General features: G+C 60.7%; 14 protein-coding genes. 11 read left to right on the forward strand and 3 right to left on the reverse strand.

Features of this window, described 5'->3' with window-relative positions:
• Nucleotides 1–75: 75 nt before the first annotated feature.
• The 7 genes from rirA (at nucleotide 76) to GR198_RS04515 (ending at nucleotide 7014) form a co-directional block, all read left to right on the forward strand.
• Nucleotides 76–558 carry an iron-responsive transcriptional regulator RirA gene (rirA, locus tag GR198_RS04485; RefSeq protein ID WP_029874102.1) on the forward strand — a complete coding sequence of 161 codons (483 nt, stop codon included), beginning with the start codon at nucleotides 76–78 and terminating at the stop codon, nucleotides 556–558.
• A gap of 339 nt (nucleotides 559–897) precedes the next feature.
• Complete coding sequence (locus tag GR198_RS04490) at nucleotides 898–2493, forward strand: ABC transporter substrate-binding protein (RefSeq protein ID WP_164067604.1); 1596 nt, start codon at nucleotides 898–900, stop codon at nucleotides 2491–2493.
• 87 nt (nucleotides 2494–2580) lie between these two features.
• Entirely contained in the window at nucleotides 2581–3585 is a 1005-nt protein-coding gene (locus GR198_RS04495; RefSeq protein ID WP_003545649.1) for an ABC transporter permease subunit, read from the forward strand.
• Between the two features lie 9 nt (nucleotides 3586–3594).
• Nucleotides 3595–4485, forward strand: coding sequence for an ABC transporter permease subunit (locus GR198_RS04500; protein ID WP_164054136.1), 891 nt, complete (start codon nucleotides 3595–3597; stop codon nucleotides 4483–4485).
• Nucleotides 4485–5501, forward strand: a complete 1017-nt coding sequence (locus GR198_RS04505; RefSeq protein ID WP_164054138.1) for an ABC transporter ATP-binding protein — start codon at nucleotides 4485–4487, stop codon at nucleotides 5499–5501. Before GR198_RS04500 ends, GR198_RS04505 begins: the two co-directional genes overlap by 1 nt.
• On the forward strand, nucleotides 5498–6451 hold the full coding sequence (locus tag GR198_RS04510) for a peptide ABC transporter ATP-binding protein (RefSeq protein ID WP_029874107.1): 954 nt from the start codon (nucleotides 5498–5500) through the stop codon (nucleotides 6449–6451). Before GR198_RS04505 ends, GR198_RS04510 begins: the two co-directional genes overlap by 4 nt.
• Nucleotides 6452–6477: 26 nt before the next feature.
• Nucleotides 6478–7014: a gluconokinase gene (locus GR198_RS04515; RefSeq protein ID WP_164067606.1), complete on the forward strand. Its 537-nt coding sequence runs from the start codon at nucleotides 6478–6480 to the stop codon at nucleotides 7012–7014.
• Here GR198_RS04515 and GR198_RS04520 read toward each other — a convergent pair.
• The 3 genes from GR198_RS04520 to GR198_RS04530 all read right to left on the reverse strand — a co-directional run bounded on the left by GR198_RS04520 (nucleotide 7004) and on the right by GR198_RS04530 (nucleotide 9880).
• The gene (locus GR198_RS04520) at nucleotides 7004–8251 is read right to left on the reverse strand and encodes an NAD(P)/FAD-dependent oxidoreductase (RefSeq protein WP_164067607.1); all 1248 of its coding nucleotides are present in this window, start codon (nucleotides 8249–8251) and stop codon (nucleotides 7004–7006) included. The genes GR198_RS04515 and GR198_RS04520 overlap by 11 nt on opposite strands.
• Before the next feature lie 76 nt (nucleotides 8252–8327).
• Entirely contained in the window at nucleotides 8328–8831 is a 504-nt protein-coding gene (locus GR198_RS04525) for an isoprenylcysteine carboxyl methyltransferase family protein (protein ID WP_164067609.1), read from the reverse strand.
• Nucleotides 8828–9880: a type III polyketide synthase gene (locus tag GR198_RS04530; RefSeq protein WP_164067611.1), complete on the reverse strand. Its 1053-nt coding sequence runs from the start codon at nucleotides 9878–9880 to the stop codon at nucleotides 8828–8830. Before GR198_RS04530 ends, GR198_RS04525 begins: the two co-directional genes overlap by 4 nt.
• A gap of 167 nt (nucleotides 9881–10047) precedes the next feature.
• On the opposite strand from GR198_RS04530, the gene GR198_RS04535 reads away from it, so the two are divergent.
• From GR198_RS04535 to GR198_RS04550, 4 genes are all read left to right on the forward strand, one after another.
• Nucleotides 10048–10584 carry a tetratricopeptide repeat protein gene (locus tag GR198_RS04535; protein ID WP_029874112.1) on the forward strand — a complete coding sequence of 179 codons (537 nt, stop codon included), beginning with the start codon at nucleotides 10048–10050 and terminating at the stop codon, nucleotides 10582–10584.
• A 46-nt stretch (nucleotides 10585–10630) separates the two neighbouring features.
• A complete protein-coding gene (locus GR198_RS04540) occupies nucleotides 10631–11236 on the forward strand; it encodes an RNA polymerase sigma factor (protein ID WP_029874113.1) in 606 nt (201 codons plus the stop codon).
• On the forward strand, nucleotides 11233–12036 hold the full coding sequence (locus GR198_RS04545) for an anti-sigma factor family protein (RefSeq protein ID WP_029874114.1): 804 nt from the start codon (nucleotides 11233–11235) through the stop codon (nucleotides 12034–12036). The genes GR198_RS04540 and GR198_RS04545 overlap by 4 nt, the downstream gene beginning before the upstream one ends.
• Nucleotides 12037–12613: 577 nt before the next feature.
• Nucleotides 12614–15506, forward strand: a 2893-nt coding sequence (locus GR198_RS04550; protein WP_204336999.1) for a M10 family metallopeptidase C-terminal domain-containing protein, incomplete at its 3' end; no start/stop codon positions are given.

Here is a 15506-nt window from a genome sequence, read left to right on the forward strand (position 1 = left end):
AATTTCATATTTTGGAATTGTTCAAAACTAGCAAACCGCCTATATAGGTCTGAACAGACGAGTCAGGAGAATGGCATGCGGTTGACGAAGCAGACCAACTATGCGGTTCGCATGTTGATGTATTGTGCTGCCAACGACGGGCACTTGAGCCGGATTCCCGAAATCGCCAGGGCCTATGGCGTTTCCGAGCTCTTTCTTTTCAAGATCCTTCAGCCGCTGAACAAGGCGGGCCTGGTCGAAACCGTGCGCGGTCGCAACGGCGGCGTGCGCTTGGGCAAACCGGCCGCCGACATTAGTCTTTTCGACGTCGTTCGGGTGACGGAAGACAGCTTCGCCATGGCCGAATGCTTCGAGGATGACGGTGAGGTCGACTGCCCGCTGGTCGACAGCTGCGGTTTGAATTCGGCGCTGCGCAAGGCGCTCAATGCCTTCTTTGCGGTGCTTTCGGAATATTCCATCGACGACCTCGTCAAGGCGCGTCCGCAGATCAATTTCCTTCTCGGAATCACCGGCGAGCCGGCCTATCGCAAACCCGCGATCGTTGCCCCCGCCGCCTGATCAAAAGACCAGGATGAACTTCTGAACCGCGGTTGCCTCCAGCAACCGCGGTTTTTGTTTTTGCGGGCATCTCCCATGGCCTCCGGAACGGGGAAATGCCGGCTGCGTGTCGCGATGGGCGCGTTTTTATACCAAATGCGACAAAATTTCGGTCTTTTTTGTGCGAATATTTCCGAATGAGGCTGATTTTTGACGGAAAATTTCTAAAATTGTCCAGCTGGAAAAATTTTCTGCGTAGCCCGTTGCTTTCAGTAAATAAATATCGTTCCATCGAGCGTCGACCGAGATGGCAATCTACGGTCTCCAAACATCAAAAAAGAACAACCGGGAAACAATATTATGAAAAAGATCTCTGTCCTGCTGGCAGCGACGGCCTTGATTTCCGTCATGGCGACGTCGGCCTGGTCCAAGACCCTTGTTTATTGCTCCGAGGGCTCGCCGGAAGGCTTCGACCCCAGCCTCTATACGGCAGGCACGACCTTCGACGCGTCGTCGCGCACGGTCTATAGCCGCCTCGTCGAATTCAAGCATGGCGGGACCGAGATCGAGCCGGGCCTGGCTGACAGCTGGAGCGTTTCGGCCGACGGCACGGAATACACCTTCAAGCTTCATCCTGGCGTCAAGTACCAGACCACCGACTTCTTCACGCCGACGCGTGACTTCAATGCCGACGACGTCATCTTCTCGTTCGAGCGTCAGCTCAAGGCTGACAATCCGTGGAACAAGTATGTCGAGGGCGGCTCTTACGAATACGCCGCCGGCATGGGCTTTCCCGAGCTGATCAAGTCGATCGAGAAGGTCGATGACCTCACCGTCAAGTTTGTCCTCAATCATCCCGAAGCGCCGTTCCTCGCCGACCTGGCCATGGACTTCGCCTCGATCGTCTCCAAGGAATATGCCGACAAGCTTGCCGCCGACGGCAAGATGGCGCAGCTCAACCAGCAGCCGCTCGGCACCGGCCCGTTCACCTTCGTCGCCTACCAGCCGGATGCCGTCATCCGCTACAAGGCGAACGAAACCTATTTCAAGGGCAAGGAAAAGATCGACGATCTGGTTTTCGCGATCACCTCTGATGCTGCCGTCCGCGCGCAGAAGCTGAAGGCCGGCGAATGCCACCTCATTCCGTATCCGAATGCGGCCGACGTCTCCGAACTCAAGAAGGACGAGAACCTGACCGTGCTCGAGCAGGCCGGCCTGAACGTTTCCTATCTCGCCTACAACACCTTGATTGCTCCCTTCGACAAGGCCGAAGTCCGCAAGGCGCTGAACATGGCGATCAACAAGCAGGCGATCGTCGACGCCGTCTTCCAGGGTGCCGCAGCCGTTGCCAAGAACCCGATCCCGCCGACGATGTGGTCCTATAACGATGCCGTCGTAGACGACAAGTACGATCCCGATGCGTCGAAGAAGATGCTGGCAGATGCCGGCGTCAAGGATCTGAAGATGAAGATCTGGGCGATGCCGGTTTCGCGTCCGTACATGTTGAACGCGCGCCGCGCCGCAGAATTGATGCAGGCCGACTTGGCCAAGGTCGGCGTCGATGCAGAAATCGTCACCCATGAATGGGCTGAATATCTGAAGCTCTCGTCCGACAAGAATCGCGACGGTGCCGTCATCCTTGGCTGGACCGGCGACAACGGCGACCCTGACAACTTCATGGATACGTTGCTCGGCTGCGATGCTGTCGGCGGCAACAACCGCGCTCAGTGGTGCAACAAGGAATTCGACGATCTGATGACGAAGGCCAAGCTGACGGCCGACGTCGCCGAGCGCACGAAAGCCTATGAGCAGGCTCAGCTGATCTTCAAGAAGGAAGCTCCCTGGAATACGCTCGACCACTCATTGGTCTTCGTTCCGATGAGCAAGAAGGTCACGGGCTTCTTCATGGACCCGCTCGGAATTCACCGCTTCGACGGTGTGGACATTTCCGAATAATAAAAAATCTGTAAACTGCCCGGTCAACGCCGGGTGCGGCCGGCGGTCAGGTTCCCCTGACCGCCGGAAACTATTGGAAAACCTGCTATGTTGCGTTTTTTCATCGGCCGCCTCGCGGTGCTGATCCCGACATTCCTTGGCGTTTCGCTGATAGCCTTCTCGTTCATCCGCATGATCCCCGGCGACCCCGTCATGCTTTTGTCGGGTGAACGTGTGATGGCACCGGAACGTCACGCCCAGATCATGCACGATCTCGGTTTCGACCGGCCCATATATGTGCAGTATTTCGATTATCTCGGAAAAGTGCTGCAAGGCGATCTCGGCACTTCGATCGTCACCAAGCGGCCCGTTCTCGGCGAGTTCTTCACATTATTCCCGGCAACGCTGGAGCTTTCGCTCTGTGCCATCATCATCGCCGTCTGTCTTGGCGTGCCCGCCGGCGTCTTTGCGGCCGTCAAGCGAGGCACGTGGTTCGATCAGAGCGTGATGGGTGTTGCCCTCATCGGTTATTCCATGCCGATTTTCTGGTGGGGTCTGCTGCTCATCATCTTCTTCTCCGGCTATCTCGGCTGGACGCCGGTTTCCGGCCGCATCTCGCTGATGTATTTCTTCAAGCCGGTCACCGGTTTCATGTTGATCGACAGCCTGCTTTCGGGGCAGAAGGGCGCTTTCGCCTCGGCCGTCAGCTACCTCATTCTGCCGACCATCGTGCTGGCGACCATCCCGCTCGCCGTCATCGCGCGCCAGACGCGTTCGGCGATGCTCGAGGTTCTGGGTGAGGACTATGTCCGCACCGCGCGCTCGAAGGGCTTGAAGCCGCTGCGCGTCGTCGGCGTCCATGCGCTACGCAATGCGATGATCCCTGTCATCACCACGATCGGTCTGCAGATCGGCGTTCTTCTTGCCGGCGCCATCCTCACCGAGACGATCTTCTCCTGGCCGGGTATCGGCAAATGGATGGTCGATTCGGTCTTCAAGCGCGATTACGCCGTGGTCCAGGGCGGCCTTCTGCTGATCGCCGGCGTCATCATGCTGGTCAATCTGATTGTTGATGTTCTCTACGGCTTCATCAATCCGCGCATTCGTCACTAGGAGCGGTCCATGAGCACGGTCACCGTCAAAACCGGCCAGCCATCCGCTCTTGCGGAGTTCTGGCATTATTTCTCCCGCAACAAGGGCGCCGTCATCGGCCTGGTGGTGTTCACCATCATCCTGGTCGTCGCAGTCCTTGCGCCGCTCTTTGCGCCGCATGCGCCGAATGAGCAGAACCGTGCGGTGCTGCTCGCCGTGCCGTTCTGGATGGAGGGCGGCAGCGCCTCCTTCCCGCTCGGAACGGACGCCGTCGGCCGCGATATCCTCTCGCGACTGATCTACGGCGCGCGGTTCTCGCTCTTCATCGGCGTCGTCGTCGTCACGCTTTCGGTCATTTCAGGCGTCCTGATCGGCCTCGTTGCCGGATTTTTCCGCGGCAAGATCGATACCGCAATCATGCGCCTGATGGATATCATCCTGGCCTTCCCCTCGCTGCTGCTCGCTCTCGTTCTGGTGGCCGTGCTCGGACCCGGTCTCACCAACGCGATGATCGCGATTTCGCTGGTCAACCAGCCGCATTTCGTCCGGCTGACGCGCGCCTCGGTCATTTCAGAGCGTGAGAAGGAATATGTCATTGCCTCGCGTGTCGCGGGTGCAGGCACCTTCCGGTTGATGTTCAAGACGATTCTGCCGAACTGTCTTGGGCCACTGATCGTTCAGGCGACGCTCGCCTTCTCGGCGGCGATTCTCGATGCCGCCGCCCTCGGCTTTCTCGGCATGGGCGCCCAGCCGCCGACACCCGAATGGGGAACGATGCTGGCTGAATCCCGTGAGTTCATCTCGCGCGCCTGGTGGGTGGTGACATTCCCGGGTCTTGCCATCCTCATCACCGTTCTCGCCATCAACCTGATGGGTGACGGCCTGCGCGACGCGCTCGATCCCAAACTGAAGAGGTCGTGATGTCACTCCTCGAGATTGAAAATCTGACGGTCGAATTCCAGACCTCTTCCGGCCTCTTCCGCGCCGTCGATAGCGTGTCACTCGCCTGCGACAGGGGCGAGATCCTGTCGGTCGTCGGCGAATCCGGCTCGGGTAAATCCGTGGCCATGCTGGCCTTGATGGGGCTTCTGCCCTGGACGGCGAAGATCACCGCCGACCGGATGCAGTTCGACGGCAAGGACCTTCGCGACATCTCCGCCCGCCAGCGCCGCAGGATCGTCGGCAAGGATATGGCGATGATCTTCCAGGAGCCGATGTCGAGCCTCAATCCGTGCTTCACGGTCGGCTTCCAGCTCGGCGAGACCCTGCGCTTTCATATGGGCCTCAACCGCAAGGAGCGCCGCCAACGCTCGATCGAGCTCTTGAACCTCGTCGGCATTCCGGCGCCGGAAGAGCGCCTGTCGAACTTCCCGCATCAGATGTCGGGCGGCATGAGCCAGCGCGTCATGATCGCCATGGCGCTCGCCTGCAATCCGAAGCTCCTGATCGCCGACGAGCCGACGACCGCGCTCGACGTGACGATCCAGGCACAGATCCTCGATCTGCTCGTTCGCCTGCAGAAGGAGCAGGGCATGGCGCTGGTGCTGATCACCCACGATATGGGTGTCGTCGCCGAAACCGCCGAACGCGTGCAGGTGCAGTATGCCGGCCAGAAGGTCGAGGAGCAGCCGGTGAGGGCGCTGTTCCGCGATCCGCATCATCCCTATACCGCAGCTCTGCTCGCAGCCCTCCCCGAACGCGCCAAAGTCGGCCAGCGTCTTCCCTCGATCGCCGGTGTCGTTCCCGGCCAGCATGGTCGCCCGACAGGCTGTCTTTTCGCGCCGCGCTGCGGCTTCGCCACGGTCGAATGCGATCGCGGTGTCGTCCGCCAGGGACCGGAGCTCGGACTGGCGCTCTGCAACTATCCTTTGAAAGACGGCAAGCCGCTCGGACATCCCGGCATCATGGCCGTTGAAACTGCAGGAGATCTCGTATGACGGGCGCCGTTCTCGAGGGCAGGGATCTCGCCCGCTTCTACACCGTCAATCGCGGGCTCTTCAAAGCCGATGCCACCGTCAAGGCGCTGAACGGCGTCAGCTTCAGCCTGCATTCCGGCAAGACGCTCGCCGTCGTCGGCGAATCCGGCTGTGGCAAGTCGACGCTCGCCCGCCTGGTCACGATGATCGAGAACCCGACATCGGGGCAATTGCTGATCGACGGCAAGCCCGCCCATGTCGGCGACCGCAGCCTGCGCAGCCAGGTGCAGATCGTCTTCCAGAACCCTTACGGCTCGCTCAACCCGCGCCAGAAAGTCGGCTCGATCCTCGAAGAGCCGCTGAAGATCAACACCAATCTCGACGCCGCCGCCCGCCGCCGCAAGGTGGAGGAGATGATGGCCCGCGTCGGCCTGCGTCCGGAGCATTATGGCCGTTACCCCCATATGTTCTCCGGCGGTCAGCGCCAGCGCATCGCCATTGCCCGCGCCCTGATGCTGCGGCCGAAGGTGCTGGTGCTCGACGAACCGGTTTCGGCGCTTGACCTGTCGATCCAGGCGCAGGTGCTGAACCTGTTGATGGACCTGCAGAAGGAGATGGGGCTTGCCTATCTCTTCATCTCGCACGGCCTGTCCGTCGTCCATCATATCGCCGACGAGGTGATGGTAATGTATCTCGGCCGTCCTGTGGAAACCGGTCCCGCTGCCGAGGTCTTCGCCAGGCCGCGCCACCCCTATACGGCAGCCTTGCTGTCGGCCACACCGATCGCCGATCCCGATCGCGAAAAGACCCGCATCCGCCTGCAAGGTGAATTGCCTTCGCCGCTGAAGCCGCCGTCAGGTTGCCACTTCAACCCACGCTGCTGGAAGGCGCAGGACCATTGTCGCCAGGTTTCTCCCGAACTAAGGGGAGAGGGTGCACAACAATATGCCTGTCACTTCCCGCTCGATTGAGCGGGAACGCAAGCTAAGGAGGGCTCATGTCGGAGCAGATGAACAAACCCCATGCGATCATCGTCATGGGGGTTAGCGGCTGTGGCAAATCCTCTGTCGGCGAGAAACTCGCCGAAGCCCTGCACCTGGCCTTCGTCGAGGGTGATGCGCTTCATCCCGCCGCCAATGTCGAGAAGATGTCGAAGGGCATTCCGCTGACCGATGAAGACCGGATGCCCTGGCTCGACCGCATCGGCGAAGACATCAAGGCCTCGTTGGAGAAAAGCAAGGGCATCATCGTTTCCTGCTCGGCGCTGAAGCGGCTCTATCGCGACAGGCTGCGAGCTGCTGCCGGCGGCAATCTGTTCTTCGTCTATCTCGAAGGTTCCAGGGCGCTGCTGATGAAGCGTATGGGCGAGCGCAAGGGGCATTTCATGCCGGCCTCGCTGCTCGACAGCCAACTGGCGACACTTGAGGTGCCCACAGGCGAGCCGGGCGTCGTCACCGTCGATATCGACGATACTGTGGACGGCATCGCCGCAACGACCCTCGAAGGTCTCGCAACACTGGGCGTCATGGGTTGAAACGCTGCGGCGAATAGGCCGCGATATCGATGAACGGCGTCTCGCCGGTGATGAGTTCGGCAAGCACGCGACCGGTCACCGGCCCGAGCGTCAAGCCATGATGGGCATGGCCGAAGGCAAACCACAGGCCCTGATGGCGCGGCGCCTTGCCGATAACAGGCATCATGTCCGGCGTGCAGGGGCGCGCGCCCATCCAGGGTTCGGGATCGAGCCTGCCTCCGAGCGGGAAGATCGTGCGCGCCACGGCTTCGGCGCGGTCGAGCTGGACCGGCGTCTTCGGCGCGTCGAGCGTTGCAAATTCCGCCCCTGTCGTCAGGCGGATGCCGCGGCGCATCGGCGCAAGGAGATAGCCGCGTTCGGCATCGAGCGTCCAGTTGTTGAGCACGGCATTGCCTTCGGTGGCATAGTGCATGTGATAGCCGCGCTTGACGCCGAGCGGAAAGGAATAGCCGAGCCGGCGCGTTGCAACGGCCGCCCAGGGGCCAAGTGCCAGCACCGCATCCTCGGCTTCGAGCGGACCTTCCCTCGTCAGGATCTTCCAGCCGGAGCCGAACGGGCCGAGCGAGGCGGCGTCACCCGTGACGAAGCGGCCGCCGATACTTTCGAAATAGCGGCGATAGGCCGATGTCAGCGCATGCGGATCGAGCACCGACCAGGGATCGCGCCAGCGGATGCCGCCGGCGAAATCGCCGGTCATATGAGGTTCGATGCGGGCAATGTCGGCCGGAGTCAGGCTGTCATAATCCACGCCGAATTCATTCTGCCAAAGTGCTGCCTCCGCAAGAGCCCCGTCGCGCTTGGCTTCAGTGCGAAAAATCTTGATCCAGCCGTCCTTGCGGATCAGCCCTTCGGCCTGCGACGCCTCGATCAGGTCCTTGTGTTCGACAATCGAGTTTTCGATCAGCGGCGCGTAGGCCCGGGTAATGATCGCGTGGCGGCGCGCATTGGAATTCCACCAGTAGCGGGCGAGAAAAGCGATCTGGCTCGGCAGCGTGCGCAGGTGATAATGCGCGTCGATGCGGTTATTCAGCGCATAGCGCAGCAAAAGCCCGAGCTGCTGGGGAAAGCCGTAAGGCGCCACACCTTCGCGCTGGATCAGGCCGGCATTGCCGAAAGAGGTCTCGTTGCCCGGATCCTTGCGGTCGATCAGCGTCACCTGCCGGCCGCGCCGCTGAAGATGGATGGCCGTCGAAACCCCGACGATGCCGGCGCCGAGCACGATTGCGTTCTTCGTCATTTCCGCTTGCATTCCGCTTTGTCTAACGCGGTGAAAATGCCCGCGCCGATACCGCGACGCAAACGGAAAATCGCATTCATTTCAAAATCATTGCACTTTTCAGTGCGGCATTTTCAGCCTTGACGCGGACATGGAGGATAAGCGCGTTGAGAAGGGAAAAGACGATCGCGTAAAGCGGCAGGCCGAAGGCGAGGGGAAGGGCGGCGATCTCGCCGACGACGATCGCATAGTTCGGATGGCGGAGGAAGCGATAGGGCCCGGATCTGACGAGCGGCGCGCCGGGCAGGATGATGATACGCGTCGTCCAGCGGTCTTTCAGCGTCGCCAGCACCCAGAGCCGCAGCGCCTGCAGCCCCATGAACACCAGAAGCCAGAAGAGAGCGACCGGCCTGCCCGGTGCAGTGAGCCAAAGGCCGATGATCCAGCCTGCATGCAGCGCCACCATGACGGGATAATGCTCGGGTGCCACCTCTCTGGCGCCCCTGGCAAGAAGCGCCGCCGTGTTACGTCGGGCGAGCACGATTTCCGCCAGCCGCTGCAGCGTCACGAAGGCAAGGAGCGCGATCGACGGCCACATCATGCGACCCTCCTGAGCGTCACGCAGCTGGCCGAAAAGCCCGGCCCCATGGCGATCATCGCGGCGCGCCCCGGCAACCCGGCGCGGATTGCCCGCTCCAGCACGAACAGGATTGTCGGCGAGGACATGTTGCCATATTCGGCCAGCACGGCGCGTTCGTGATCCAGCGTGCCCGGGACCATCGAAAGCGCGCTCTCCATTGCGGCCAGCACCTTCATGCCGCCGGGATGGCAGATGAAGCGGTCGATATCTTCCACCCTCAGCCCGTTGCGGGCCAGAATGGCCTTTACCGCCGGGCCGAGTTCCTTTTCGGCAAAGGGCGGCAGCGATTGCGCCAGTACGATGCCGAAGCCGCCGTCATCGATCTTCCACCCCATGATATCGAGCGTGTCGGGAAAGAGATGCTCGCCGGTCGATTCCACCTCCGCCAGCCCATCTTCGCCTGATCGCAGCACGCAGGCGGCCGCGCCGTCGCCGAAAAGCGCTGTTGCGATGATGTTCGGCCGCGTCAGTTCGTCCAGCCGGAAGGCCAGCGTGCAAAGCTCGATCGAGACGAAAAGCACAACAGTGCCCGGCCGGCTCCGCGCCAGCCTTGAGGCGATCGCAAAGCCTGACACGCCGGCCGCACAGCCGAGCCCGAAGACCGGCACGCGTTCGATATCGGATCTGAAACCCATCCGGCCGGCAAGCTGTGCATCGAGGCTCGGTGTCGTAAAACCGGTGGAGGAGACCGTCACGACACAGTCGACATCGCCGGCCTCAAGCCCTGCCTGGCGAAGGGCCGAGCTGGCAGCCTCGACGAAAAGCCCGCCTGCCACCTCTGCAAAGGCCTGCATCCGGTCTTGCCAGCCATGCGGCTCGTCGAACCAGGCAAGCGGCCGCGCCGCATGGCGTTTGTCGATGCCGGCGCTATCGAAGACGCGGGCAAGATGGCGAAAATCCTCGAAACGGTCGGCAAACAGCCGGGCCGAGGCTTCGACCGCCTGTTTTTGGAAAATGACATGTTCGGGTGTGGCAACGGCGAGGCTGACGAGTTTCACGGTATCGGTCACGGAATTCTCCTTGTCGTTCCCGGCGGAACGAAAAACACGCGGTGCCGATGATTTATTCGACCTCGTCTGCTTCACGAAGCAGTGATGGAGAAAGTGGGGAGGTTGCCGAATAAAGCCAGGCGCAGCGGTGTTCTCTCCTCGCAACGTCACTTTCGAGGAGTTTCCCCATGACGATCATGACAGCCCGCATCGCTTCCCTCCTTCTCGGCGGCTGCCTCGCCGCCTCTGTTTTCTCCGGCCCGGTTTTTGCGATCGGCGATGACAGCAGCACGACGCCAGTCTGCAAGAAGGGCGAGATCTACGACCAGAAGACCAAAAAGTGCATCAAGCAGCAGAGCGCCAACGTCTCCGACGAGAACCGCGCCGACTATGCCTATTCGCTGGCCAAGGCCGGTCGTTATGAGGAGGCGCTTGCCATGCTCGACACGGTCAAGGACCAGAACACCGCCGAAGTGCTGAACTATCGCGGCTATGCCACCCGCAAGCTCGGCCGCACCGACGAAGGCATCTCCTATTACCTGCAGTCGGTAAAGATGGACCCGCAATACGCCAAGGTCCGCGAATATCTCGGTGAAGCCTATGTCATCAAGGGCCAGCTCGATCTCGCCAAGGACCAGTTGAACACGATCAAGGCGATCTGCGGCACCGGCTGCGAGGAATATCAGGACTTGAACGCCGCGATCCTCGACCCTTCGAAGATCTGATCGGCCGGCCACAGCGGGAAAATGGAAGTACGAAAGGGATATCAGAATGTCGGTCGCGCGCACCCATTTTCCTGCCTATAGTCGCGCGAGAATGGAATCGCCGGTTCATCCGGCGGTTTCGAGGGATGCAGGATTGGCGGAGGCGGCCATCGCGAGCGAAGCGGATATCAGGAGCGGCCTGACGGAAAATCTGACAAGGCTCTGGCGTTATGGTCTCGTTCTCTCGCATCAGCGCGATGTCGCCGACGACCTGGTCCAGGCGACCTGCCTTCGCGCGCTGGAGCGCGCCGATCAGTTCATCCCCGGCACCCGGCTCGACCGCTGGCTGTTTTCGATCCTGCATTCGATCTGGCTGAACGAGATCCGCTCCCGCCGGGTGCGCCAGGGCCAGGGGTTCGTCGATGCCGGGGAGACGCTGACCTTCGACGGCGCGCACGACACCGAAACCCATGTGATGGCGGGTCAGGTGCTGAAACAGGTAAATGCGCTGCCCGAGGCGCAGAGGACGGTGGTTTTCCTCGCCTATGTGGAAGGACTTTCCTATCGCGAGGTTGCAGGCATATTGGATATCCCGATCGGAACCGTGATGAGCCGGCTGGCGGCCGCCCGCGCCAAGCTCTCCGACGCCGGACCGGAAGGGGGACGGCAATGACGACGAAACAGACCATTCCCTCCGACGAGGACCTGACCGCCTTCATCGACGGCGAACTGACGGCTGAAGAGGCCGCCCGCATTGAAGCCATTGTGAAGGAAGACGAGAGCACCGCCGAGCGGCTGGAATTCCTGGCGCGCGCCAGCCTGCCCTTCAAGCAAGCCTTCGCCCCGCTGCTCGCCGAAGCCCCGCGCGAGAAACTGGAGACGATGCTTGCCGCCATCCCGCCGCAGCAGAGCGCAAAATCCGGCCTCACACCCGCATTCGCCACTCGTCGCCGCTTCCTCGGCGCGCTCGCCGCCTCGCTGGTCGCCGGCATCGCCATCGACCGCGCCGTCATCGGCATCGGAGCACGCTTTTCGGCAAAGGACGAAAACAGCGAATGGCGCGCCGTGGTCGCCGACTATATCTCGCTCTATACCGCCGAAACGTTCGCCGGCCCCGCCCCCGGCAGGGAGGATCAGGCCGCCCAGCTCGGCCCGCTCGACGAAAAGCTCGGCCTGTCGCTCTCCCCCGAAGCCGTCTCACTCCCGGGCATTGATTTCAAACGCGCCCTGCTGCTGCAATATGACGGCAAACCGCTCGCCCAGATCGCCTATCTCGACCCCGAAACTGGCCCGATGGCGCTCTGCATCGTCAAGTCTGACAAGGGGCCGAAGGCGCCGGATCTCGAAAGCCGCAAAGGTATGAATGTCGTCTACTGGTCGAACGCGACGCACGCCTTCATGCTGATCGGCCGCATCCCCGTAGACCGGGTGCAGGAATTGGCGGAGAACGCCCGGAGCAGGCTTTCAAGCTGACCAGCTTAGCGGAACTTTAGCTTCGCCCATTTTTCTTGGGGAGCGCGTTTGAGCTTCAAATTGACGCTTTGAACAAGGACACCGGCTTCATGACGGTCGGACAGGACGCTGTCGTCAAGCTCAAAGCCTTCCCTTCACTCGCTACGGAACGATCACAGCCCACGTCACCAAGATTGCGGCAGATGCGATCCTGGAACCCGACGCGGTACGCCGTGAGGGCGACCCCACGGCACAACAGGCGGAGACGACGTTCGGTGGCGCCGAAACAATGCGGCCCCTCTGGCTTTCCCGATATCACCAAGCCTGAGACTTATTAAATTTCAGCAGATGACCGTAACGTCAATTTAATGCCGCCGTGGCAGCAATTGCGGAGGTTCGGACGGGCGAGCACAGCATCCTGGAATATGTCTTCCGGCCTTCGATAGAGGTTGCGGACAAGGCGGTTCATGAGCGGTAGTAACTAAGGTCGAAAACTTTCCGAAGCGAATTAAAGCTTTTAGTTGAATTTTCCTCTGATTTCGGGCAGAGGGAAACTGGCATTAGGCGCGGCCGAACGGATTAGGCAAACGGGTATTTTATGACGGACCTTATTACTCCGACGAAGATCGTCAACACGACTGGCGATAATAAAGTTGACGGGCTTCTTGATGTCTTTGCCTGGGACGGAACGATAACCTATGCGTTTCCCACAACTTCGGCATCTTATTCCTATGGCCCCGAAAAATACCATTCTTTCTCTTCAATTTCGTCACAGCAGCAGTCTCTCGCCTTGTACTTTATGGAGCAATCCTACGGGAGTGCGGCAAATGACGGCTTCTCCGTCGAGGGGTTCACGAACGCCAACTTTGAGGCGGGAAGCGCGGGTACAGCAACGGTGCGGTTCGCTCAATCGTCTTTGCCTGACACGGCATGGGCCTATTTACCAGCTAGCGGCGAGCCAAGTGGTGATGTCTGGTTCGGGACCGGATATGCTGGCACCGAAGATGATCTTCGCTTTCCGAGGTTCGGCAACTATGCAGGCCATACCTTGGCGCATGAGCTGGGTCACGCTCTCGGGCTGAAACATGCTCACATGGCGGGTGATTTCAATGGGATAGTCGTTCCGAGCGCCTACGACTCGCTCGAATATACGATCATGACCTATCGCACATTTATCGGAGACGATGGGAGTTCGGCCAAGTATGAGCATGATGGCGCGCCACAAAGCTTCATGATGCTCGACATTGCCGCCCTGCAGGAAATGTATGGTGCGGACTACACGACGAACGGTGGCGATACTGTCTATAAGTGGAATCCGAACCAGGGCATCACCTATGTCGACGGCGTTGCGGCCATCACGCCCGCTGCCAACAGGATCTTCGCGACAATCTGGGACGGCGGCGGTATCGATACCTACGACCTGAGTGCCTATACGACCGGCCTTAAAATCGACTTGCGAGCAGGGGGGTACTCGGTCTTTTCCCAGGGCCAGCTGGCCGATCTGGGCGGAGGTCCGAATAATGGCTATGCCCGCGGCAACATTTTCAACGCCCTTCTTTATCAGGGCAACGTCGCGTCGTTGATTGAGAACGTTCAGGCCGGCTCCGGCAACGATTCGATTGTAGGCAATGAGGCGGACAATACGCTCTGGGGCAATGCCGGAAATGATTCGCTTTCCGGCGGTTCCGGCAATGACACATTGATCGGCGGAACGGGCAACGACACCTATATTGTCGATGATCTGGTCGACGTGGTCACCGAAGGGCTGAATGAAGGGACCGATCTGATCAGGACGGTGCTTTCTTCCTATGCCTTGACCATCAATGCCAATGTTGAAAACCTGACCTTCACCGGCACTGGCGCTTTTACCGGAACTGGAAGTAGCCTCGCCAACACGATCACCGGCGGCGCCGGCAACGACACGCTGGATGGCGGCGCCGGCAACGACACGCTGATCGGCGGTGGCGGCAACGACATCTATGTGGTCGACGCTGGCGGCGATTTTGTGGTCGAGAGTGCGAACAAGGGGACGGACACCGTCCGGACGGCGCTTTCAAGCTATATTCTCAGCAACAATGTCGAGAATCTGATTTACACGGGATCCTCCAGCTTAACCGGCACCGGCAATGCGCTGGCCAACACGATCACGGGCGGCGCCGGCAATGATGTGTTGGATGGTGGGGCCGGTGCCGATACCTTGATCGGCGGAGCGGGCGACGACACCTATGTCGTCGACAATGCCGGTGACAGCGTTGCCGAGAACGCCGCTGCGGGAACCGACACGGTTCGCACGATACTGGCAAGCTATACGCTTGGCGCCAATGTCGAGAACCTCACCTACATCGGAACGGCAGCCTTTGCCGGGACAGGTAATAGTCTTGCCAACACGATCACTGGTGGTGTCGGCAACGACACGCTGAATGGCGGGGCAGGTGCCGATAGCTTGATCGGCGGAGCGGGCAACGACATCTATGTGGTCGACACTGCGAGCGACGTCGTCACCGAGTTGGCCAGCGCCGGCACAGACCAAATCCGCACGTCGCTTGCGACCTATTCGATCGCTACACTGATCAATGTCGAGAACCTGAGCTATACGGGATCGGCCAGCTTCACCGGCACCGGCAATGCGCTCGCCAACACGATCACCGGCGGCGCCGGCAACGATCTGCTGGACGGCGGCGCCGGCAATGACGTGCTGAACGGCGGAGCGGGCAACGACATCTATGTGATCGATACTGCGAGCGACATCATCACTGAGTTGGCCAGTGCCGGCACCGACGAAATCCGCACGTCGCTTGCAGCCTATTCGATCGCTGCACTGATCAATGTCGAGAACCTGAGCTACACGGGATCGGCCAACTTCACCGGCACCGGCAATGCGCTGGCCAACAGGATCACTGGCGGCGCCGGCCATGACACGCTGAATGGCGGGGCAGGTGCCGATAGCTTGATCGGCGGTGCGGGCGACGACACCTATATCGTCGACAATGCCGGCGACAGCGTTGCCGAAAACGCCGCCGCGGGAACCGACACGGTCAAGACCGTGCTGGCAAGCTATACGCTTGGCAGCGATCTCGAGAACCTCACCTATATCGGCACGCTAGCCTTCGCCGGAACAGGCAATGATCTCGACAACGTGATCACGGGTGGCGCTGCCATCGATACGCTTTCCGGCGGCGCCGGCAATGATACGCTGAATGGCGGGGCTGGTGCCGATAGCTTGATCGGCGGGGCGGGCGACGACACCTATATCGTCGACAATGCCGGCGACAGCGTTGCCGAGAACGCCGCCGCGGGAACCGACACGGTTCGCACGGCCCTGGCCGCCTACACATTGGGTGCTAATGTCGAGAACCTCACCTATATCGGAACGGCAGCCTTTGTCGGGACAGGCAATAGCCTTGCCAACACGATCACTGGTGGTGTCGGCAACGACACGCTGAATGGCGGGGCTGGTGCCGATAGCTTGATCGGCGGAGCGGGCAGCGACA

Source organism: Rhizobium leguminosarum, from assembly GCF_010668065.1.
GTDB classification, from domain to species: domain Bacteria; phylum Pseudomonadota; class Alphaproteobacteria; order Rhizobiales; family Rhizobiaceae; genus Rhizobium; species Rhizobium leguminosarum_S.

Bases quoted from the DNA above. Each gene is read 5' to 3' on its own strand.
- rirA (WP_029874102.1), top strand. From the start codon at position 76: ATGCGGTTGACGAAGCAGACCAACTATGCGGTTCGCATGTTGATGTAT.
- GR198_RS04490 (WP_164067604.1), top strand. From the start codon at position 898: ATGAAAAAGATCTCTGTCCTGCTGGCAGCGACGGCCTTGATTTCCGTC.
- GR198_RS04495 (WP_003545649.1), top strand. From the start codon at position 2,581: ATGTTGCGTTTTTTCATCGGCCGCCTCGCGGTGCTGATCCCGACATTC.
- GR198_RS04500 (WP_164054136.1), top strand. From the start codon at position 3,595: ATGAGCACGGTCACCGTCAAAACCGGCCAGCCATCCGCTCTTGCGGAG.
- GR198_RS04505 (WP_164054138.1), top strand. From the start codon at position 4,485: ATGTCACTCCTCGAGATTGAAAATCTGACGGTCGAATTCCAGACCTCT.
- GR198_RS04510 (WP_029874107.1), top strand. From the start codon at position 5,498: ATGACGGGCGCCGTTCTCGAGGGCAGGGATCTCGCCCGCTTCTACACC.
- GR198_RS04515 (WP_164067606.1), top strand. From the start codon at position 6,478: ATGTCGGAGCAGATGAACAAACCCCATGCGATCATCGTCATGGGGGTT.
- GR198_RS04520 (WP_164067607.1), bottom strand. From the start codon at position 8,251: ATGACGAAGAACGCAATCGTGCTCGGCGCCGGCATCGTCGGGGTTTCG.
- GR198_RS04525 (WP_164067609.1), bottom strand. From the start codon at position 8,831: ATGATGTGGCCGTCGATCGCGCTCCTTGCCTTCGTGACGCTGCAGCGG.
- GR198_RS04535 (WP_029874112.1), top strand. From the start codon at position 10,048: ATGACGATCATGACAGCCCGCATCGCTTCCCTCCTTCTCGGCGGCTGC.
- GR198_RS04540 (WP_029874113.1), top strand. From the start codon at position 10,631: ATGTCGGTCGCGCGCACCCATTTTCCTGCCTATAGTCGCGCGAGAATG.
- GR198_RS04545 (WP_029874114.1), top strand. From the start codon at position 11,233: ATGACGACGAAACAGACCATTCCCTCCGACGAGGACCTGACCGCCTTC.